We start from the raw sequence: 21,501 nt of genomic DNA, 5'->3' as shown, positions 1-21,501 counted from the left end.
CGATCACTCTCCCCGTCGAGGCTTCGATTGGCTGTTGGACGTATCGTCTCTATCGGTATCTATCGGCTCCGATATATCGGTTTCGTTAAGAGCAGGCTGATTCCGGTTGCGCGGTTCCTCAGCCCGGGCGTCGGTAAGAAGCGTCCGAAGCTCCTGCAGCGAGGCGTTCAGAAACGATTCGTATTTGGCGGCGTAACCGGCCGAGAAGGATGCTTTCTTCTCCGCCTTCGTCAGCAGCCGGATCAGCTCGAACGTGTCCCCCAACCGGCGCTCCCGGGAGGAGAGCGGTTCCCCATCCGACCGCTCGCGCTCGCTGCGGCTCTGTTCATTCCACTCCTCCAAAGCAGCAAGGCCGGCGGCCGTAGCCCGGTACACCTTCTTCCCGCCTTCCTCCTCGGGATCGATCCAGCCCCGGTCCTCCATCATTTGCAGCGTCGGGTAAATCGAGCCGGCGCTTGGCGTATATCTGCCGTCCGACCGCTCCTCAAGCGCTTTCATCATCTGATAACCGTGCATCGGTTCTTGGGCCAACAGCTCCAGCAGGGCGAATTTCACATTTCCCCGGCCAAAATAACGTCTCCCGGGTCCGCCGCCGCGTCCTTCTCCCCGGCATCCCCAGTCCGGTCGTTTTCTCATATCGGATCATCTCCATGTATTCGAATTAACGATATATCGATTTAAAAATAAACGATATATCGTATTGTTGTCAACGGGGGATAGTGCCGATGGGGCGGGAAAGTTTGATTTAATTAATTCTTGCCTGTAAATATCTATAGGGATCTTTCGAATGAAAGCTGCCTTTTCTGATCTGCTGTCCATATTGTCAATAAGGAGTATCCATCCCCTTCTTTTTATTCTCAACCCTTTGAAGCTCCCGCTGCGGCCATTCCGCTTCGTGGTGGAGCCCGTTTGCATGAAGAAACGTTACGATTTCCTTCCATTCGTGAATCGCTTCCTCCAACCTGCCCGCATGCTCCAGCAGGAACACCGCCGAGAACCGGGTACGAATCAGCTTTGGGTCGAGCTCGCGGGCTTTTTCCCAATATCCCAAAGCAGGGCCCAGCCGGCCTAATTTGGCGTGCTGCTCGCCGATTTTCTCATGCAGTTCGGCATTGGCCGGGTCCAGCTCGCAGGCGCGTTTCCACGATGCAAGAGCGCTGTCGATCATACCTTGTTTGGCGAAAAGCTCCCCTTCCAGCAAGATCAAATCCAGTTGTGCCGGATGGATTTTCAGACCGGTCTCGATCACTTTTCTTGCCTCCTCGAGCTGAAACATTTTCAAATACACTTCAGCCAGCATCGTGTAGCCTACAGCATCATCCGGCCGGGCATGAATCCACTTTTTGTAATACTGGACAGAGCGGTTATCTTCCAATCCCCGCGAACGCAAACGTATCAATTTCCGGTGAAAGGTCAGCTCCCTCGGGCTTAACTCAATGGCTTTCTCCAATAAGCCGGCTGCTTTTCGAATCTCATGACTTGCTTTGCATTCCAGCAGATAGCTCAGTTGTCCAAGACGTTCAGCTTTATCCGGGTTTGCGGCAATGCTTTGAGATAACCGTTCATGAGCTTCATCAAAAATATGCGGCTCTCCCTTAGCTTCATACAAGCGGATTAATTCCTGAAGCCGATCCTGGTCATGTTCATGGGGCATGAATTTACGCTCCTTTCTTGTAATTGGAAATGACCGGTTCGGCCATCTCCTCGCAGACGAGTTGAAGCAGCAATCCTTGCGAAGACGGAGGCCCGCTAAGTTCATTCAGCAACTGGTCGGCTAAGGCCCGGGCGATTTTGCGTCTGACATCGGCGAAACGGTCCGGAGCTTCTTCCATAAGCTGATTTCGTAATGCGGTCAGCAGCTCATCGTGAAACGTCATCTCGGCGATCCCCTCCTAGCAGATTCTCAAGCCGGTGAAGCGCTTTGCGGTATTTCCATTTAACCGTACCTTCCGGAAGCTGCAGAATATCCGCTATTTCGGAATGGGTACAACCGTTAAGGAGCTTCAAGATAACGATTTGGCGCTCTGAATCGGCTAAACTATTTAGCATTTTTGTGACATAGAGGGTGTCTACGATAACGCTTGCCGGATCGCCGGAACCTGGGCGGGTGTCGAGCTGCTCGCTCGGGACGGGAGTCATCCGGGACGTTCGCCGAAGCGCGTCGTAGGCCAAGTTACGGGCGATCGTAAGCACCCAGCTGCGCGGCTTCGTCCCTTTTTGATAGAGTCCGGCTTTGGTATACACTTGAACGAATGTATCTTGTGTCAAATCTTCCGCGAGCGCTTTGTTATTCACAATAGACAAAATGAACCCGTAGACAGGCACCCGCCATTCGGAGTAAAGCAGCTCCAGCGCCTCGATACGGCCCCCGGCGATAGCTTCCAGCCATGTTTCTTCCATCGCCCCTCCTCCCTTCTTTTATATAACGACTGGAGGGACCGGTTTAGTTGGTGCGGCTTCATAAAAATCGCGAACTAGAGAAATATGGAGTAGATGGGCTTCTTCCGGTTTAGCTTGTAATCGTCTTCACCCGCTCAGGAATGTTTGGCCCCTCGTCAAAATACATTGATACCAAATAGAAGAAAAGGGCGGAAAGATAAGCGGACAGCAAGCCATAAGGTAGATGAAAAATAACCCAAATGCCGCATTACTCCGGGAAAAGTGCGTGATGGGGGAGGGAGGTTCGGCTATTCGAAAAAAAAGATTGACAACAATGTGAAGTCGGGAGTATTCTTATCATCATAATTCCCATTGGAAATATCGGAATAGGTTAAAGGAGATGGAAGGCTATGAAAAACAACTTGTGGACAGCGCTTCAGACGAACTGGGTCAGCCTCGTGGTCTCGATTATTATAATCGGCGTGCTGTTCGTGCTGGCCAGGAAACGGGTGGGCTTCGGCACGCGAGTCATGCTGGCGCTCGGACTCGGTCTCGTTGCCGGCATCATTTTCAACAGTTTCAAATTCGATTACAAAAGCGTCAGCACGATCGGGACGATCTACGTCAACCTGATCAAGATGCTCGTCATGCCGCTCGTATTCGTACTGGTCATCAACAGTATCGCCCAGTTGTCGAGTATCGGGCAGCTTCGCAAAATTGGTATTAAGACGATATCGTGGTTTCTGCTCACGACCGGAATTGCCGCCATCATCGGGTTGATCGTCGCTCTGATCATCGATCCGGGAGCGGGGATCGAAGCTGCCGTTCCGAAGGACTACAAACCTCGCGACATTCCGACGTTCTCGCAGGTCATTCTCGAACTGGTTCCGTCCAATCCGATCAGCGACGCGGCAGCCGGCAAAGTGGTACCGGTACTGATCTTCGCTATATTCGTAGCGGTAGCGATCATTCACGTAGGCTCCAAGAAGCCGGACGTCGTCGAACCTGTCAAAACGCTGATTCAATCGTTGACGCAAATTTTGCACCAAGTCGTGAAGTACGTCATCCGTCTTACTCCGTACGGGGTGTACGCTCTCGTCGGCTCCATGGCCGCCCGTTACGGTCTCGAAACGCTGGCTCCGCTGGCTAAAATCATTACAGCTTCTTATGTTGCTCTTATCATTCATTTCGTTGTTGTCTTCGGCGGACTGGTCTGGCTGGTCGCCAAAGTGAATCCGATCAAGTTTTTCCGCAAAGCGTATCCGACGGTTGCCGTTGCGTTTACGACGCGGAGCAGCTATGCGACGCTGCCGGTGAACCTGGAAGTGATAACGAAGCGGCTGCGCGTATCGCCTAGAATCGCGAGCTTCGTGGCCCCGCTCGGAGCTACGATGAATTTTAACGGTTGCGGCGGGATCTGGCCGGCGATCGTGGCGATTTTCGTAGCGAAAGTATACAACATTCAACTGGGCTTGTCCGAATATATTGTGCTTATTCTCGTGGCCGTTATTTCCTCCATCGGCGTTGCCGGTGTACCGGGGCCTGCTACGATCTCGACTACGGTCGTGCTGACTGCGCTTGGCTTGCCGATTGAAGGTATGGGGCTTGTCATCGCTGTCGAATCGGTCATCGATATGGGCCGTACGGCTGTTAATGCGACCGGTACGACGGTCACCTCGCTGCTCGTGGCGAATGCCGAAGGCGAATTCGACCGCGAAGCGTTCGACCGGGACGAAGAAGATCCGCTTGATGTCAGTGTGGCGTAATGCCGCTGATGCTTGCTCGAATATGTACATGCAAGTTGGCTGCCGGGACTGTAACCCGGCAGCTTTTTCGTTTGCCTAAAACCCGGCCAGCTTAATCGGGGAAACGTCTGCTCCCTTAAGTCTGCCCGTCTGCGTCTGCAAGCTCGCCCGGGATGTCACCGGTGGCGATCCCCCGGCGGTACTCGCCCGGTGTCACATTCGTCAAGCGGCGGAACATGCGAATAAACGAGTTGGCGTTGCGGTAGCCGACTTTCGCGGCGATCTCGTGGACTTTCCAGTCCGTCTCGGCCAGAAAACGCTTCGCCTGGCGAATGCGGACGCCATCGACGCTATCGCTGACGCTTTGACCGGTTTTCTCTTTATAATATTGCCGCAAATAGCCGGGCGATATGTTCAGCTTGTCTGCGATCAGGTCCAAGTACAGATCGTCTCCATACCGTTGTTCGATAAAATTGCGCACAAAATCGACGATCGGGTCTTTTTGCGCCCGTTTCTCCTCCAGGAAGGCAGCCGTTTGGCGCAGCAGGCTTTCGAGGAACGACTCGAATTGCTCCGAGGAAACGAACGTATCGATTTCATCGAACGGCGATTGTTCCGGATGCAGCTCCCGGGTATCGATGTTGTTGGCCATAAGCGTCAAAAGCACCTTGGAGACGATTGTATGGGCGAACTGCTTGTACACCGACTCCCCGGCATCGAGCTTCCGCAGTCTTTCGAGCGAACGGCCAACCAGGCTTCCCATATTGCGCGCATTGCCTGCCGACAGGCTATCTATGAATTGGCGCTCTTCGTCCGGCGTGAACGGAGGAGGCTCATCCGGCGGGCTCGGGTCTGTAATGATCTGCGTTTCGTCGTTCAGCTTGCGCTTGCGGATCATGGCGCCGGCTTCCCGGCAAGCCGGGGCAAATTCCGACGGAAGACGCAGCTGCGGATGGAAGGCGATCGTCAGATGATAGTACCGCTTGTCATGATCGAACACTTGCTTCAAGTAATGAAGCTTCTCGAACAGGACGGTTTCGGCGCCCTCGTCTTCGGGAAACACGATAGAGACGATCACATCCTTCTCGATTTGCAGGGTTACGGAATCGGGAAAAGCCTCATTAAAAGTCAAATGAACAAACTCCAGGACATAAGTCGATTTCTGCTGCCATTCGGCCGACGGCTGCACCCGGTTTATGTAATGAATATGGAACATTACGAAGAAATGGGCACGTTCCCCGTCGATCAACTGCTGGACGTCTTCGTGATTCAGGTTCGTATCCTTCAGTTTGTCGAGATAACCGTATTTACGCAGTAACGAGTCTTTCCGGTGCATCGAATCGAACATCCGGTCGATGCCGTCGCGGATCTGCATGAACTCGTGAATATTACTTCGTCCGGCTGCAGCCGTCATCCCGCGCCCATGCTTCAACGATTCCAGAATCGTCTGGATCGGACGGCGGATTTTGCTGCTGAGCGGTACGGACAAGACGAGGCTGATCATAACGGACAGCGTTATGAATCCGATGAGGATAAGCCTTAAACCGTTCATTTGCCGGGATATGTGCTCGAAGGGGATCACGTTGACATACGTGAGCCCGGTAGCCGCGCTGCGGTGCGTGAAATAGTATTTGCCGTGAATCGGATGCGTTCCGCCTTCTCCGAAGCGCAGCGGAAGCTCGTCTGGGTCAAGTCCGGCCGAACGGTAATACAGACTACCCGCGTCGTCGACGATATAGAAATTATCGTTAACCGACAAGTGCAGATGCTCGAACATGGCGGCTGCGTCCAGCATCGCGCCCATGTAGGCATGGCTGTACAGCTTGCTTTTGACGATCAGCGGGAAATAAACCCCGGACCCGGACAGCGAAGTATCCAGACGCGGCGTCTGGAACGTCGCCGCAGGATATAATTTCATCGAATAATCGAGTTCGAACTGTCTGGTCCAAAATTCGCGGGGATAAGCCTCGGATTTATAATAATTTTCAAACATATCCTGCGACGTGTGCAGGCTTGTTTTGTTCATGAGGCTGTCGCTATCCCGGTAGTAGACGAAGGCATCGTTCACATACAGATTATAATCGTCGGCAATCGCCTTGAATTGCCCGATTACGCGGTTGATCGACTCGAAGCCGACGCCGCCGTCGCTTCTCCGGTTGTCCAGACCGTCCAGTGTTCCGTTGAAGTAGAAGCTGTCCAGCAGATCGTTTAACAAGCCGAGCTGCTTCTCATACCCGTTCGCCGTATTCGACAGGTTGAGCGTGTTGTAGCGGATTAATTCGTCACGGATACTTCCCGAAAATACGTGAAACGATAAGGCGTTAAAAGCGAACGAAATCGCGATCACGGTCGAAAAGCCGATCATCAGCCTGACGAACAACGTATTTCGGAACCATCGCAAACGGAACGTCATGCGGAAGCCTCTCCTTGATCGGGAATAAGGTCAGAGCGGATACAGGTCTCCTCGGACGGGCCGGTTGGCTGACCGGAGCCTGAACGTTCTGCGATCCCGCTATCTGCTGCTGACACCGTGCTTGTCGTTAGGTAACGCATCTATTATGGCAAATCGTGAGGGCTAACCCTATATGCAATTTCGCATACCTTATTCCATTATGCATTGAAAACGCTTTATTTCACAACAAGTATGCAGGAAAGTATATAAAATGCTCAGATGGTGATTTCGGTCTGCCAGCCGGTTCGCTACGATAGGGTGCAAGGCCGTGAGGCGTTCGGCATCGAGGCAGCATGCATGAGAACGGCCCAATGCAGAGGAGGCGGACTACATGGGCGAAGCGGAGGAATGGAGCGGGGCGGCGGAATCGGAATCGGGAAGAACCGGAGGCCGGCAGGAGGGCGCCACAGTTACGGAGACGGAACGGCCGGGAGCGGGCGAGCAATCCGGTCATGGAAAGGGACAGCGGCAGCGTATGGCGGATAGCGCGGATAGCAAGCCGTTAAATCGCAGAGGCATGCTCGCGGTGATGGGCATGACCGGCGTCGGGTTATTATCGGCAAGCTTGCTGAATCGGACATCGACAGCGGCAGGAGCCGGGAGCGTGAGGGCCGCCGTTTACGGTCCGGGACCGGCCTGGGCCGGAGATTGCGTCGTCCCGGTCACGATCGCCGAACTTCGGACGATCGCTTCGGCGGACGAAAGCTGTCTTTATTACGTAACGGACCGGGGACGGGAAGGGATGTTTGCCTATGATCCGGCTGACGCGACAACCGCCGACAATAACGGCACGGTATTCGTTTCTTCTTCCGGGGCGAGATTCAAACGGATCGTCGGGGAATCGGTCGATGTCAAATGGTTCGGGGCGTTCGGAGACGGCTACAATCATCCGTTATCCGATACGTTCGCAACCTTGGCGGCCGCCAGAGTATGGTATCCTCACGCCAAGGCGCTGTCGGACGAGACGGATTGGTGCGCCATCCAGGCGGCGATCGAAGCGGTCAAGTCCGGAACGACCGGAACGACCGTTGTCTGGATTCCGAGCGGAACCTACATCGTTAACCAGGCGATTCGGGCGGAAGTGGACAATATCGTGCTGCAAGGGACCGGAGCGTCCGTTATCTCGCTGGAGACAGACTATATCGCACTGCTAGTAAACAAAACGACTCCGCCTTCGACGATAGTGGAACCGGTGCGCAATGTAGTTGTGCGGGACTTGACGTTTCAGGCTGTCAAAGGATTCGGACCGAGCAATGCGGGCATCGTCGCCCTGAACCATTGCATCGACGTACTGGTCGACAACGTGCGGGTCATCGGCGATTCGGCCCAACTGACGGCAAGACAGCGGATGACGAATGGCATCGCCACGTCGCAAGGGACGAACGGCGTCCTCCGCAACTGTGTCGTGGACGGCGTCAGCAAACCCGGCTATTATGTGGCCAACGGCACACGCGATCTGCGAGTGGAGGGCTGCGAGGCGCGCAACGTCTCCGGACATCTCGGAGCTCAGCCCGGCATGGGGGTGTCGGGGGCCGACCGGATTCAGTTCGTACACTGCAATTCGCACCATAACCAGGGGGCGGGACTGCAAATTTCGACGGACGGTTATCCGGCTCCCGCAGGTACGCCTGCCACGAACGTTCAGGTGATCGGCGGACAGTTCCACAACAACCAGGGGCACGGCATTCTGACAGGGACGAACGTTCCCGGACAGTATCCCCGTCATTTTCAGATCATCGGGGCGGACACGAGCAACAATAAGCTGCACGGCGTCAATATTACGGGAGGACATCACGTAACCGTCACGAATCATACCTCTAAGGAAAACGGCAGCGGCGGCATCCTTATCGACAACGGAGCCGGCTTGGTAACCAACGTCGACGTGATTAACCCGAACGTATACAATAACGCGCAGCTGCTCACCATCGGCGGCATCGTCATACGCGGCGCGAGCCGGGTGACGGTACAGGGCGGGCGCGTATTCGACAGTCAGGAGACGAAAACGCAAGATTACGGCATCGAATTTTTCCCGCATGCGGGCGGGGTGAAGCCTTCCGATATTCGGATCATCGATGTATCGTCGTTCGGCAACAAGCTGAGCGATTATGCACTCGGCGTCGTAGAGGGCGCCAACGTGGAAGCGACAAGCGGCTATTACCGGATTCAGGACAACGGCACGCCGGAAAGCGTACTGTCCGCGCCGCCGGGCTCCGAGTATACGGACACAGCCACAGGAATCAAGTATGTCAAGCAATCGGGTACGGGTCCTACGGGCTGGAAGCAGGTGTCTCTGCTGTAGCCGGAGCCTGGTCTGCCGATTAACGGGGGGATAGCGATGAGAAAGGTCCGGTCGTCTTGGGTTACAGGGATTGGATTGACTGTCATGCTGCTTTTGGCGGGCTGCGACAATAGCGACAATGCTGCCGAGAAGCCGAAGGCGCCTGAACCCGGTCCGATCCCGATCCATTTGGAGGCAGGGACGCCGGCCAAGTACGATCCGCCTATTGAATTCACTACGGTCGCCTTCAGCATTCCGTCGGTTCAATATGCCCGCGGCGACGATTTTAGAAACAACCCCTGGACCCGTTATATCGAGCGTCATCTCGGCATCAAGATCCATACCATTTGGACGGTTCCCGAGTCGGAGTATGTGAAGAAAAGCAATCTGATGATCTCGTCCGGCGAGCTGCCCGATTTTTTTGCGGCTACTCCGGCGCAGTTCAAACAGCTCGCCCAGGCCGGTTTGCTCGAGGATCTGACGCCCGTTTACGACAACCACGCTCCCGAAATTGTAAAAAAGGTCATTCGGGATGCCGGTCCGGAGGTGATCCGGTCGGCTGAGATTGGTGACAGGCTGATGGCGATTCCTTTTACCGGGACGGCCAAGGAAAGCCCTCCTATTCTATGGATTCGCAAGGACTGGATGGAGAAGCTGGAGCTGTCTGCACCGAAAACGATGGATGACGTATGGGCCATATCTGAAGCGTTTACATTCAAAGACCCGGACGGGAACGGCAAGCACGACACGTTCGGCCTCGCGCTCGACCGCGATTTGGGACTGGCGATCGGCCTGCTGACCGGCTACCATGCCTACTGGGACATTTGGTTCGAGGGTAAGGACGGCAAGCTCGCCTACAGTACGATTCAGCCGGAGATGAAGCGGGGACTGCTCCAATTGAAGGAGCTGTTCCAAGCCGGGCAGATCGATCCGGAGTTTACGGTCAAGCCTGCATTCAAAGTATTCGAGGGCATCGGCTCCGGTAAAATCGGCATGATGGCGGGGGCCCGGGGCTCTGCGAACTATCCGCTTGCCAGCTTGACTCCGGACCGGGAATGGCAGGCGTATGCGATTCCATCCGCGGACGGCGACCCGGTGCTGTATCCGTTGCAGCTGAATATATACAAATATTATTGGGTTGTGAAAAAAGGGACGAAGCACCCCGAAGCGCTGCTTCACATGCTGGAGTTGTGGCTGAACGCTTATTATTTCAATACGTCGGAGGAACTGTTCTATACGCTTATCAACCCGAGCCGGGAGGACAAGTCGGCGACCTGGTCGATGGCGCCGATCCGGATCTATTTGCCGGACAACAATATCGAAAATTACAGGCAGGTAGCGGCCGTACTAAACGGCACTTTGCAGGCCGGACAGCTCGCCCCCGAACGACGCAACGTATACGAGCGGACCATCCGGTATTTGAACGGGGACCAAAAGCTGTGGGGCGAATACGCCCAGAACGGTCCCGGCGGGTCGGGGGCGATCATCGACGACATCATCCGGAACGACCGGTTCCAGCCGAACCGCTATACGTCCACACCGACTCCGACTATGACCGAGCGGGGCGAGGCGCTGAACAAGCTCCGGGACGAGACGTTTCTGCGCATCATTGCGGGAACCGCTCCGATCGAGGAGTTCGACAATTATGTGTACGACTGGAAAAGGCTTGGCGGCGATGCGATTACACAGGAAGTGAACGCTTGGTACGCTGCGCAAAAATAACATAGAGAGAAGGGTCTGCATGGCAACTCCCAAAGGAATCCGAGCGGGATCGGCCGCGGTCGTTTGCTTGGCCGTAATCTTGTCCGGGTGCGCTGGCCAAGAAACGGCGGATCATGCCGCAACGAAAGCCGAGCTTCCACCCGAACCGGTAACCCTAAAGATCAACAACTTCAACACGGTCATTTCGCAGGAAGTCATCGATAACCATATCGTAGCGCCTATACAAAAGAAGTATCCGCACATTTCGTTCGAATTTCTGGATCAGTTGAAAGGGAGCACGCTGCAAAACCTGATCACGTCGGGAAATGTCCCCGATATCGTCTTTACCGATTACCCGAACTTGTCCGGTCTGCTGGAGTTCGACTACCCCCAGGATTTGAACGAATTCGTGAAGGCGAAGCGGATCGGGCTGGATAACGTCAACCCGCAGATGATAGAAGGCGGCAAAAGGATCGGCGCCAAAGGGGAGCTGTACGCTCTGCCGTTTTATATGGACCGGATGATGCTGTTTTATAATAAAGATTTGTTTGAGAAGTTCGGCGTCCCGTATCCGACGGACGACATGAAGGTGGACGAATTCGTCGGGCTTGTGAAGCGAATGACGCGGCTGGACGGCGGTGTCCAATACGCAGGCATGCGCACGATCAACCTGCATACGACTGGCATGCAGTGGGGGTACCCCGTCATTGATTCGAAAACCGGGCTCGCCTCGTTCCAGACCGACTCGTGGAAAAAAGCACTCACTTTGTTGAACGACATCAACAGCATTCCGGGGAACGAGAAGCTGACGAACGAAACGTTTTACAAAGAGCAGAGGCTCGCCATGCTCCAGCAAAGCTTCAGCATTATGGTCGGTTTGCTCGAAGGCGCGCGCAAGGGCGGAAGCCCGCTGAACTGGGATATCGCCGCGATGCCGCAATCGAAGGAAGAGCCGGGGGTGTCCGGCTTTTACAAACCGTACTATTTTGTCGTATCCAAATCGAGCAAGCATAAAGAAGCCGCCATGGACGCCGTCGCTCACCTCATGACATCGAAAGAGGGGCAGCTGGAGCTGTCCAAAACCGGGAAAATGCCGATCTTGACCGATCCGGACCTCGTGAAATCGTTCGGAACCGCGGTTGAGGAGCTGAAGGGGAAACGTCTGGAAGCCGTATTCAAGCACAAAGCTGCGGATCTTGCGTACTCGAACGAATTTGACAAGCTCGCGAGCCCTCAGCTGAACACGGCCGGGACGAATGTAATCGCGGGAAAAAGCGATATGAACAGCGCGCTGCGTGAAGCCGAGGAAGCCGCCAACAAGTTGATCGCAGAGAAGAAAAAATAAAACCGATCCGGTTTGTCGGCCCGGTTAGTCACCCCGTTTACGGCCGGCGGGCCGGAGATACGCGGGCTCTGCAAAAGTGGCCGGAAGAAAAGGAAAACTGGCGTTGTAAGTGCATGCTAGTCTCTCCAGTTTAAGCCCTGTCCGCAGTAAGCGTATGGCCTTGCCCTGCGCCTATACCGGGCAGGGCTTTTTCGTGCCCGCCGCATCCTTTGCGGCCGGCGGCTGCCCCGACTCAGGGACAGGTTCGAACGCGACCGACGTCTGATTTGCATTTCCCCGTTATCGGATAGTATAGTTGTAGTAATTGTACAGGGGTGGAACAAATCGGATGAGCGGAAGTTTAGATCTGTTTGGAGTGACTTTGGAAGACGTACAGCGAATGCTGAACCAGTTCGAGGCGCTGGGTCCGTTTCCCGGCATACTGGCGGCATGGCTTGAATCGCTCCTTCCATTTTTGCCTTTGGTGGCGATTCTGATCGCCAATGTGAATATATACGGGCTGGGCGAGGGTTTTTTGTTATCGTGGATCGGAGTGTTCAGCGGAGCGGTCACCGTGTTCTGGATCGTGCGCCGCTTCGGCGGCCGGCTGCGTCACTTCATCGAGCGGAAGAGCCCGAGGTCGACGAGGCTGATTCACTGGCTGGAGCGGCACGGGTTTATGCCTATTTTTTTATTGGCATGTTTCCCGTTTACGCCGTCGTTTCTAGTCAATCTCGTATCGGGCCTCTCGAAGGTGCCGTTCCATACGTTCATCACGGCAACTGCCCTCGGCAAAGGGGTCATGATTCTGATGGTCTCGGTCGTCGGCTACGACCTCTTCGATCTGTTCAAGCAGCCCTGGAAGCTGGTGCTGATCGTAGCGATGTTTATTCTAATGGCCTACACCGGACGCAAAATCGAATCGAAATATTTCAAATAAACCGCCGTTGCGGTCAAAGGTCAAGGGTCAAAGTCAAAGGAATCCCACTTCTGCTGAATAGAGCGGAGGAAGGGGTTCCTTTTTTTGGCCGGATGGGTTTCGGATGGTCCGGATGATGGCCTTGCTCAGATTCTGTTCAGAACCGGACGATATAATGCAGGATAGGATTGCAACGCGAACGGAGGCAGGCAAAGTGGCAAAAATTATGGTAGTCGACGATGCGGCATTTATGCGGATGATGTTGAAGCATATTTTGGAATCGGGCGGCCACGAGGTGCTGTGGGAAGCGGCGACCGGAGCGGAGGCGGTGGAGAAATATAAAGCGTTCCGGCCCGAAGTGGTAACGATGGACATTACCATGCCGGAGATGGAAGGCATTGAGGCTCTCCGGCTGATCCGCGAGGCCGACCCGAGGGCGAAGATCATCATGTGCTCCGCCATGGGCCAGCAGAGGCAGATCGTCGAAGCGATTCAGTCTGGGGCCCGGGATTTTATCGTGAAACCGTTTCAGGGACCGCGCGTGCTGGAGGCCGTCTCCAAGGTGATGGCCGCGTCTTGAGCGGGCCGGGCGTTTTGCTTTCCCAGTCCCATATCGTTATAGTAAAGGGAGTCGGAACGACAGCTAACGCCAGGAAGCGAGAGAAAGGACCCGATCGGAGTGTCGGATGCGGTGCGAGTGCGATGACAACAGACGGAACAAAACGGTCCGGGATCAGGCCCGGACTGGAAGTCGATATTGTGCTGAAGCAGGATCAGCGGACAGGTCAGACGACCCGGGGAATCGTCAAAGATATTTTGACGAAATCGCCGGATCATCCTCACGGCATCAAAGTACGGCTGCAGGACGGGCAGGTCGGCCGTGTGAAGCGGGTCGTGACTGCGGCTGGAAGCGCGGAATAAGTTTCAGGTCCTTAAGCCGGATGCAGGCTATAGGTTGATTGCGGGGAATGATACTAAAGAGCTTCGGCGATTGCTGCCGAAGCTCTTTCTCTTGGTCAATCACACGACGCGCTTGAACTGGCTGGTGTACAGCTCGTTATAGAAGCCTTGCTGATCGAGCAGCTCCTGATGATTGCCCCGCTCGATAATCTCCCCGCCCTGAATGACGAGGATCTGGTCCGCTTCGCGGATCGTGCTCAGCCGGTGGGCGATGACGAAGCTGGTGCGGTCCTTCATAAGCTTCTTCATCGCTTCCTGGATGTGCATCTCCGTGCGCGTGTCGACGCTGCTCGTCGCTTCGTCGAGGATCAGGATCGCCGGATCGGCCAGAATCGCTCTGGCGATCGTGATCAGCTGGCGCTGCCCTTGGCTCAGGTTGCCGCCTTCCGCAGACAGCACCGTGTCGTAGCCGTTCGGCAGCTTACGGATAAATCCGTCGGCATTGGCCAGCTTGGCCGCCGCTTCGATCTGCTCGTCGGTGGCGTCCAGCCTGCCGTACCGGATATTCTCGCGCACTGTCTCGGAGAACAGGTAGGCGTCCTGGAGCACGATGCCGAGCTGCTCACGCAGCCGGTTTTTGTCCCAGTGCCGTACAGGGTCGCCGTCAACCGTGATGGAGCCTTGATCGATATCGTAAAACCGGGTGAGCAGGTTGACGATCGTCGTTTTCCCCGCGCCTGTCGGACCTACGAGAGCGATCGTATCGCCTGGTTTCGCGATCAGCGTCACGTTTTTCAGCACGGGGACGTCCTCCCTGTAGCCGAACGTGACGTTATCGAACCGGACCTCGCCGCGGATGTCGCGTCGTATCCAATCCCGCTTCGTTCCGCCGCGTTCCTCCTCCTCGTATTCGGACGGCGCATCCATAATCTCGAATACGCGCTCCGCGCCGGCGATGGCGGATTGGATCATATTGAACTGGTTGGCCAGCTCGTTGATCGGCCGCGTGAATTGGCGCGAGTAGTTCAGGAAGCTGACGACGATCCCGATCGTCGTCAGATCGCGCAAAGCCATCCAGCCGCCGATCGCCGCGATCAGCGCGAAGCTGAAGTTGTTGACGACGTTGTTGACCGGGCCCATCAGGCCGGACGTGATCTGCGCGCGGATACTGACGTTCCTCAGCTGTTCGTTGTGAGACTGGAATTGGCGGATCGCCTGCTCCTCGCGATGGAACGACTTGACGACTTTTTGACCGGTTACCGTCTCTTCGATATATCCGTTCAGTTCGCCGAGGTGCTGCTGCTGGGCGGTAAAATGTTTGCGCGTCCGCTTCGCGATCTGGCCCGTCACCAACATAATGACCGGGATCGTCACCAGGCTAACCAGGGTGAGCCAGACGTTCAGGCCGATCATCAGAGCGAGCGAGCCGACGACCGTGAGCAGGCTGTTGATTAATTGGGAGACGCTCTGGTTCAGCGAGTTGGATACGTTCTCGATATCGTTCGTCGTCCGGCTCATCAGCTCGCCGTGCGTCCGGCTGTCGAAGAAGCGGAGCGGCAGCTTCTGCATCCTCGCAAACAGATCCCGGCGCAGCTCTCGTACCGTACGCTGCGAGACGCCGGCCATGACGAAGCCCTGAACCCAGCCCATCGCCGCGCTGAACGCGTATACGCCGAGCAGGAAGCAGCACAGCCATAATAGTCCGTCGTAGTCTCTCGGAATGATGTACAGGTCGATGGCGCGGCCGATCAGGTAGGGACCGATCAAGGCGATGCCGGAGCTGAGGGCGGTTAGAATGAAAACCGCGACAAGTCCGGCCCGCTGCCGCCCGAGGTAGTTCCATAGACGCTTCAGCGTCGGCCCGAGCTTTTTTGGCTTTGCTTTCGGCATCATGCCCCTTCCGTGACCGCCGCCGCCCATGCCCATCGGACCGGGTCCGCCCATCGGCGGCGAAGCCGGAGCGCCCATGGCGCCTGAATTCCGGTTAGGCGATTCCGCCATGGCTCATCTCCTCCTTTCCGAGCTGGGACTGGTATATATCCTGATAAACGGCGCTTGTGCGTATCAATTCGGCATGCGTCCCTTGGGCGACGATCCGCCCGTCTTCCATGACAAGGATGCGGTCCGCGTCCATAACCGAAGAGATCCGCTGGGCAATCACGATCGTCGTGCTGGAGCTCATCAGCTCCTTCAAAGCGCGCTGGATGCGGGATTCGGTTCCCAGATCGACAGCGCTCGTGCTGTCGTCTAGGATGAGTACGGAAGGGCGGGTCAGCAGAGCTCTGGCGATCGATATCCGCTGCTTCTGCCCGCCGGATAAATTGACCCCGCGCTGCCCGATGATCGAATCGTACCCGTCCGGCATCTGCGAGATGAAGTCGTGGGCCTGCGCCGCCCGCGCCGCTTCCTCGACTTCTTCCTGGGAAGCGTCCGGCTTGCCGTAGCGGATATTGTCCCTCACCGTCCCGCTGAACAGGATGGACTGCTGCAGCACGGTTGCGACTTTGGTGCGCAGATGCCCGAGCCGGATGTTGCGGATATCGGCGCCGTCGATCCGGATGCTGCCCCCGGAAGCGTCGTACAACCGGGAGATCAGACTGACGAGCGACGATTTGCCGGACCCGGTGGCGCCGAGAATGGCGACCGTTTGCCCCGGTTCGGCGTTGAAACTGATCTCCGTCAGCTCGTACCCTCGCTTCGGGTCGTATCCGAAGGAGACGCGGTCGAATTCGACCCGTCCGGCCCGGATGACGCCGTCCTTCGCATGCGGAGCATCCTGAATGTCCGGCTCGGTCTCGAGCACTTCGCGTACCCGGTCGGCGGACGCCTTCGCGCGCGAGACGGCCACCATCATCATGCCGACCATCAGCAGCGAGGAGAGCAGTTGGGTCACGTAGTTAATAAACGCGATCAGATCGCCGATCTGCAGCGAGCCTTCCCAGTTCAGCCCCCCGCCGTACCAGAGAACGGCGACGATGCTCGCATTCATGATGAACATCATGATCGGCATGTTGATCGCGACGATTCTCGAAGCTTTGATGGCGATGTCGGTGAAATCGGCGTTCGCCTTGCCGAAGCGGCTGTTCTCATAGACGGAGCGGACAAACGCCTTCACCACGCGGATACCCGACAAATTTTCCTGCAGCACGGTGTTCACGCCGTCCAGCCTGGCCTGCACTTTGGCGAACAGTGGGAAGGAGGAGCGGATCAGCACGTACTGGGTGACGAACAGAACCGGCACGGCTACGGCCAGAATAAGCGCGAGACGCGGGCTGATCATATAAGCCATCACGCAGCTCCCGATCGCGAGGAACGGCGCGCGCACCAGGATACGCAGCGTCATCTGCACGAGCGTTTGCATCTGCACGATGTCGTTGGTCAACCGGGTTACGAGCGATCCGGCCTGGAACCGGTCCAGATTCTGAAAGGAAAACGACTGCACCTTGGTAAATACGTCCTTCCGCAGATCGGCTCCAAAATGCTGGGAAGCGATGCTGGAGTAGATCGAGCAGCCGATCCCGCCGACCAGTCCGATCAGGGCGATGCCCAGCATGAGCAGCCCCGTCTGGCGGATGTAGGAGATGTCGCCTTGCATCACGCCGTTATTGACGATATCGGCCATCAGCTTCGGCTGCAACAGGTCCATGTACACCTCGACCAGCATAAGCAGAGGGGCCAGAAGCACAGGGAGCCAGTATGGCTTTAAGTAGCGGGTCCATTTGACTTTCTGCATCGCCGGGTTATTCCTCCTTAGTTTGACGGCTAAGCAATTGCTCGTACTTCGTCACGTTGTCGATCATATGGAGCAGCAGCCTTCGCAGCAGCATTTTCTCCTCGGGCGTGACCCCCTCGAACACGTGCGCTTCGCTCGTCTGCAGCGCGATTCTTACCTCGTCCACGGCAGACCATCCCCGGTCTGTCAAATAAACGCGCGAGACGCGCTGGTCCTTCGGATCGGTCCGCCGCTCGACGAGGCCGTTCTTCACCATCCGGTTGAGCATGACGGTGACGGTGGCCGGCTTGATGCGAAGCCTCTCGGCCAGCTCGCTCTGCCGCAGTCCCTCGTGCCGGGACAGCAGGAACAGCAGCGGCGGCTGTCCGGGATGCACCTCATGGTCTTTGAGCAGCAGATGGGAGTTGTATTGGTGCTGGCGTGTCAGTTTGGCCATCATTCGGGTGAGTGACTCAGGCGGGCCCGGGTCCCGCGGCTCCTGGGAAGTTGTGGTTTCATCAGGATTATTCGGAATATTCGGGTTCAACGAGATATTTTCGCCCCTTCCGTTCATTAGTCGGCTAATTATAAGAGTAGGCCGGATAGGCGGATGGTGTCAAGGGCGTTTTGCCGTTTGCCGGAATTCTCTACTGCTTGTGGGAGGGAAGGAATGGGTTTGTAGTGGGACGGTGCGGAGGAGTACAATAGTAGCAGAAGATTACGTATGAGGATGGACAAATCGAGCTGACAGAGGTGTCGAACATGAGTGCGTCGTATTTCCCTCAGATCGCATCCGCGCTCCTGGCGCTGATCGGCGGGGCTGTGGTCATCGCGCTGCGGATGAAGGCATCGGCGAAACCGGCCTCGCTCCCCAAACTATTAATTCCTCCACTCGGGATGTCTACCGGGTTTGCGATGTTTTTGTTTCCGTTTACGCACATTCCGTGGTTATGGGCGGCTGCGGCCCTTGCCGCCGGAGCGTTGTTGTTCGCCTACCCGCTCATCGCCACATCCAAGTTCGAGCGGCGCGGGGATGATATTTATCTGGTCCGCTCCAAAGCGTTCATCTTTATCCTGGTCGGGCTGCTCGCCGTCCGCCTGCTGCTGCATAACTGGGTGGAGCGGATGGTCAGCATTCCGCAGACGGGGGCGATCTTTTTCCTGCTTGCTTTCGGGATGCTGGTGCCGTGGCGTCTGGCTATGGCGTGGAAGTTCCAGGCGATGCGGAAGAAAGCGGGTGCGCCCCTCGAGACGCACAGCGTCTGACGACTGCTCTGACCGAAGCAGCCGCGGACGAATGCCAGCCGGAGCCTTGTCAGATATCGATTCCGCGTGATGCGGAGGGCTCGGTCAGGGAACCTTCGCCGGAAGTTTGCTTCTACGGCGAAGGTCCGGTCAGGGCGGACTGCAAGAGGCGCTTTATCCAAAATGAACGACGGGAGCCAACTCATTGTCCTTGATTACATCGCACAGGACGGCGGAGATGCGGATATTCTCGGTCGGCAGGCACAGGGGAGGGAAGACGTCCCCGGGGACGCGCAGCCATGTCGTGTCACCAGACCAGTATGTCTCGCGAAGAATATATTCGCCCTCCTGGCGGACCAGGGACAGCTGCCCGGACGATCGGAGCGCGGACGTCGTACTGAACAGCACATAATCGCTGGGCGCTACGCCAAGCGAATCCAGCCCGCTATCGCCCATTCGGAGGGCGAACAAAGCTTCCGAATAACCGCAAAGCTGGAGGTGCGCGCTGCCGGACAAGTCGGTGCTGTCGAGATCCAGCGTGAAAAACTTGCTCGTATACCCGGTCGTGACGACCGGAATCACTTTACTCGGCTTCATCGCGGTCCCTCATGTAGCCGATCACGCCGCGTTCGCGGCAGAACAGCATTTTCGAGCGTCCGGTCGGCACGATATAGTCGATTCCCTCGGTCCGCTTGACAATTTCCTCTGCATGAAAAAAGGCGGTCAGCTTCTCCGCGAGACGATTGGACGTCACTTGACGGTGATGACGCTTCAGACGCTCCCTGGCAAACTCCGGCGTTACCCCGAAGGTGCCGCTAATGGTCGTCACGGCCTCGGCTTCGAGCCTCGGCAGCTCGGTCTTGAGCAGCATGAATGTCGGGATGCAGAACTGATAAGCGAAATTCATCGCCTTCGTCTCCTGAAACCGGATAAACGACTCGCCCATCGCGAGCTGGTTGCCCGCATGATGCAGCAGATGGCACAGCTCGTGGCCGAAATCCTGCCATTGCTCCTGCTTCGACAAGCGGTTATCGAGCACGATCGACTGCAGGCCGCTGCGATCGATCGCCTGGCTCGAGAACGGCGCATAATGAACCCAGATGCTCAGCCGATGCGCGATCGCCTCCGGGTCGAGCTGGTGCGGCTCGGCGATCTCCATCGCCTGAAATAACCGCTCGATTGACTGCTCCAAGGGCGTGGGCGTGTAAGGGTACATAACGGAATCTCCTTTCATATTAGGGAATGTATGTTCGTATTTTAGTGGAAAATAAAAGCCCTGCCAGGGCATGTCATCGTTGAGCTTGCATCCAAGCCTCCTGCCTGCTCCGTTCCAGGCTCGTTGGTGAGCCCCGCGGCCCGGATCACGGATCATTCTCCTTGCTTGTCGCCCGGTTTCCGGTCCGCTTCCCTCGTCTTGATAATCTCCCATATTTTGCGAAGCTCGTCGCGTCTCTCCTCCGGGGCTTCCAGAAGCTCCTTGAACCATATGCCCAGCCCGGGATCGCCAGTCTCTGCAGGGTGCGGGGGCGCTGCTTCGGTTCGTTCTGCCGCGGTTTCGGCTGCGATCGTCTCTTCCTGCGTACCGACCAGCCTGTCCAAGCTGACGTGGAACAGCTCCGCCAATTGCTTCAGCGTGTCCAGAGAAGGGGTGCGGTATCCCGATTCGTAACCGGCGTATGTGCTTTTGGCAATTTGCAGCCGGGTCGCCACCGCTTGCTGGGACCAGCGCTTTTGTTTACGCAGTTGCGCGATCGTCTCACCGATCATCGGGGCACGCTCCGTTCTCTTCTCTCATTTTCCATCTGCAAACCCACTTCTATATTCGCATACCGCGCACATTTTTTCAATATATTAGGGAAAATTTGAGAAAAACGGTTGAAAAGTACGCGATACGCGTACATAATATAGACATGCGAACAGATGTTTGGGTTTCGGGGTTGGAATAAAGGACGCGTAAAGCGTATGAATACAACGGGAAAGGGGATTTATACGATGAAAAAACCGACTGTCGAGCAGCTTGACGTTTACAGGGAAGAGGTATGCGGGCGTTGTCCGGGCAGCTTGTGGGGATCGAAGAGCATATGCCGCGTGCATCAATGTTCCATCGGCCAGATCGAGGCATGTCCGCAGTGGGAGACCGGAAGGATCGTAAGCGGAGCGTACGAGACCGACCTGGACCGGACGGCGGCGAAGACGGAAGAGATGGAGCAGGTGGAAGAAGAGCTGAAGGATTACCCGTGGATGCTTCGCGAAATCGAGCGGCTGCGCGGGCTGCTCGAACAGGTCGGTGCGGGGATGACCGGCGTGTATGGTTTGGACGCGGCGATGCCGAAAGGAAAGGGAGGGCATGCGGACACGGTCCACCGCGAAGCGAACAAGCGCGAGAAGCATTGGAGCCGCCTGAAGCAGCTGGAAGCAAAAGTGACGCGGCTGGACGCTGCGGCGGAGCGGGTCCAGGACAATCGCAAACGAACCGTGCTCGCCTGTCTGATGGAAGGACAACGGATGAATCAGATTGCCCGGCATATCGGGGTATCGCGGCAGCGTCTGCACGAGATGAAGCGGGAGCTGGTCCGTACGCTTGCGGAGGAAATCTTCGGGGAGAAGCGGGAGGATATTTCGTAATCCCGGCAGTGGAAGGCGTTGAACGTTGCAAACCTGGCGGACGCCGGGGGCGAAGGAGAGGACGGCTCTATACGCGGATCTATCGTACCGGGTAAAGCAGGAGAAGATCGTGAGGGGAGCGGCAAGGAGGGAAGCTGGAAAGAAGGATGGGTTGGTGGGAATCGAGGGGACGAATGACAGGTTTACGATTCGGACAAAAAGGACAAGCGCGACAAAATTTG

General features: G+C 56.4%; 20 protein-coding genes. 9 read left to right on the top strand and 11 right to left on the bottom strand.

Features of this window, described 5'->3' with window-relative positions; all coding sequences use genetic code 11:
• Positions 1-3: 3 nt before the first annotated feature.
• The 4 genes from AC3Y2E_RS13695 to AC3Y2E_RS13680 form a co-directional block, all read right to left on the bottom strand.
• Positions 4-636 carry a PadR family transcriptional regulator gene (locus tag AC3Y2E_RS13695; protein WP_379211103.1) on the bottom strand — a complete coding sequence of 211 codons (633 nt, stop codon included), beginning with the start codon at positions 634-636 and terminating at the stop codon, positions 4-6.
• A gap of 187 nt (positions 637-823) precedes the next feature.
• On the bottom strand, positions 824-1,654 hold the full coding sequence (locus AC3Y2E_RS13690; protein ID WP_379211101.1) for a tetratricopeptide repeat protein: 831 nt from the start codon (positions 1,652-1,654) through the stop codon (positions 824-826).
• Between the two features lie 4 nt (positions 1,655-1,658).
• Positions 1,659-1,877, bottom strand: coding sequence for a hypothetical protein (locus AC3Y2E_RS13685; protein ID WP_379211099.1), 219 nt, complete (start codon positions 1,875-1,877; stop codon positions 1,659-1,661).
• Entirely contained in the window at positions 1,861-2,400 is a 540-nt protein-coding gene (locus tag AC3Y2E_RS13680; RefSeq protein ID WP_379211096.1) for an RNA polymerase sigma factor, read from the bottom strand. Before AC3Y2E_RS13680 ends, AC3Y2E_RS13685 begins: the two co-directional genes overlap by 17 nt.
• Positions 2,401-2,789: 389 nt before the next feature.
• Between AC3Y2E_RS13680 and AC3Y2E_RS13675 the strand changes: the two genes are divergently transcribed.
• Positions 2,790-4,145 (top strand): dicarboxylate/amino acid:cation symporter, encoded by a 1,356-nt coding sequence (locus AC3Y2E_RS13675; protein WP_379211094.1) that lies wholly within the window; start codon positions 2,790-2,792, stop codon positions 4,143-4,145.
• Between the two features lie 115 nt (positions 4,146-4,260).
• Here the strand turns inward: AC3Y2E_RS13675 and AC3Y2E_RS13670 are convergent, their stop codons facing one another.
• Positions 4,261-6,537 carry a helix-turn-helix transcriptional regulator gene (locus tag AC3Y2E_RS13670; RefSeq protein ID WP_379211092.1) on the bottom strand — a complete coding sequence of 759 codons (2,277 nt, stop codon included), beginning with the start codon at positions 6,535-6,537 and terminating at the stop codon, positions 4,261-4,263.
• Positions 6,538-6,907: 370 nt separating this feature from the next.
• Here AC3Y2E_RS13670 and AC3Y2E_RS13665 point away from each other — a divergent pair, with 370 nt between their 5' ends.
• The 6 genes from AC3Y2E_RS13665 to AC3Y2E_RS13640 all read left to right on the top strand — a co-directional run bounded on the left by AC3Y2E_RS13665 (position 6,908) and on the right by AC3Y2E_RS13640 (position 13,719).
• A complete protein-coding gene (locus tag AC3Y2E_RS13665; RefSeq protein ID WP_379211090.1) occupies positions 6,908-8,875 on the top strand; it encodes a right-handed parallel beta-helix repeat-containing protein in 1,968 nt (655 codons plus the stop codon).
• A gap of 36 nt (positions 8,876-8,911) precedes the next feature.
• Positions 8,912-10,576: an extracellular solute-binding protein gene (locus AC3Y2E_RS13660; protein ID WP_379211088.1), complete on the top strand. Its 1,665-nt coding sequence runs from the start codon at positions 8,912-8,914 to the stop codon at positions 10,574-10,576.
• Between the two features lie 19 nt (positions 10,577-10,595).
• The gene (locus AC3Y2E_RS13655) at positions 10,596-11,900 is read left to right on the top strand and encodes an ABC transporter substrate-binding protein (protein ID WP_379211086.1); all 1,305 of its coding nucleotides are present in this window, start codon (positions 10,596-10,598) and stop codon (positions 11,898-11,900) included.
• 328 nt (positions 11,901-12,228) lie between these two features.
• The gene (locus tag AC3Y2E_RS13650) at positions 12,229-12,819 is read left to right on the top strand and encodes a TVP38/TMEM64 family protein (protein ID WP_379211084.1); all 591 of its coding nucleotides are present in this window, start codon (positions 12,229-12,231) and stop codon (positions 12,817-12,819) included.
• 193 nt (positions 12,820-13,012) lie between these two features.
• Positions 13,013-13,378, top strand: a complete 366-nt coding sequence (locus AC3Y2E_RS13645; protein ID WP_379211082.1) for a response regulator — start codon at positions 13,013-13,015, stop codon at positions 13,376-13,378.
• 122 nt (positions 13,379-13,500) lie between these two features.
• Positions 13,501-13,719, top strand: coding sequence for a YwbE family protein (locus tag AC3Y2E_RS13640; RefSeq protein ID WP_379211080.1), 219 nt, complete (start codon positions 13,501-13,503; stop codon positions 13,717-13,719).
• Between the two features lie 99 nt (positions 13,720-13,818).
• Here AC3Y2E_RS13640 and AC3Y2E_RS13635 read toward each other — a convergent pair whose 3' ends face one another.
• The 3 genes from AC3Y2E_RS13635 to AC3Y2E_RS13625 are packed head-to-tail and all read right to left on the bottom strand — an operon-like array spanning position 13,819 to position 17,870.
• The gene (locus AC3Y2E_RS13635) at positions 13,819-15,699 is read right to left on the bottom strand and encodes an ABC transporter ATP-binding protein (protein ID WP_379211078.1); all 1,881 of its coding nucleotides are present in this window, start codon (positions 15,697-15,699) and stop codon (positions 13,819-13,821) included.
• On the bottom strand, positions 15,683-17,431 hold the full coding sequence (locus AC3Y2E_RS13630; protein WP_379211075.1) for an ABC transporter ATP-binding protein: 1,749 nt from the start codon (positions 17,429-17,431) through the stop codon (positions 15,683-15,685). The genes AC3Y2E_RS13635 and AC3Y2E_RS13630 overlap by 17 nt, the downstream gene beginning before the upstream one ends.
• A 7-nt stretch (positions 17,432-17,438) precedes the next feature.
• Positions 17,439-17,870 carry a MarR family winged helix-turn-helix transcriptional regulator gene (locus AC3Y2E_RS13625; protein WP_379211073.1) on the bottom strand — a complete coding sequence of 144 codons (432 nt, stop codon included), beginning with the start codon at positions 17,868-17,870 and terminating at the stop codon, positions 17,439-17,441.
• A gap of 302 nt (positions 17,871-18,172) precedes the next feature.
• On the opposite strand from AC3Y2E_RS13625, the gene AC3Y2E_RS13620 reads away from it, so the two are divergent.
• On the top strand, positions 18,173-18,676 hold the full coding sequence (locus AC3Y2E_RS13620; protein ID WP_379211071.1) for a CcdC family protein: 504 nt from the start codon (positions 18,173-18,175) through the stop codon (positions 18,674-18,676).
• 153 nt (positions 18,677-18,829) lie between these two features.
• On the opposite strand, the gene AC3Y2E_RS13615 is transcribed toward AC3Y2E_RS13620, so the two are convergent.
• The 3 genes from AC3Y2E_RS13615 to AC3Y2E_RS13605 form a co-directional block, all read right to left on the bottom strand.
• Complete coding sequence (locus AC3Y2E_RS13615) at positions 18,830-19,252, bottom strand: hypothetical protein (protein WP_379211069.1); 423 nt, start codon at positions 19,250-19,252, stop codon at positions 18,830-18,832.
• Positions 19,239-19,871 carry an ImmA/IrrE family metallo-endopeptidase gene (locus AC3Y2E_RS13610; RefSeq protein WP_379211067.1) on the bottom strand — a complete coding sequence of 211 codons (633 nt, stop codon included), beginning with the start codon at positions 19,869-19,871 and terminating at the stop codon, positions 19,239-19,241. Before AC3Y2E_RS13610 ends, AC3Y2E_RS13615 begins: the two co-directional genes overlap by 14 nt.
• A 152-nt stretch (positions 19,872-20,023) precedes the next feature.
• Positions 20,024-20,422, bottom strand: coding sequence for a helix-turn-helix domain-containing protein (locus tag AC3Y2E_RS13605; RefSeq protein WP_379211065.1), 399 nt, complete (start codon positions 20,420-20,422; stop codon positions 20,024-20,026).
• 225 nt (positions 20,423-20,647) lie between these two features.
• Here AC3Y2E_RS13605 and AC3Y2E_RS13600 point away from each other — a divergent pair, with 225 nt between their 5' ends.
• Positions 20,648-21,280 carry a hypothetical protein gene (locus tag AC3Y2E_RS13600; RefSeq protein WP_379211063.1) on the top strand — a complete coding sequence of 211 codons (633 nt, stop codon included), beginning with the start codon at positions 20,648-20,650 and terminating at the stop codon, positions 21,278-21,280.
• The last annotated feature ends 221 nt before the right edge of the window (positions 21,281-21,501 follow it).

Source organism: Paenibacillus sp. MAH-35 (genome assembly GCF_058135425.1).
The sequence above is the reverse complement of the archived record's forward strand: the minus strand, read 5'-3'. Positions and strand labels throughout refer to the sequence as shown.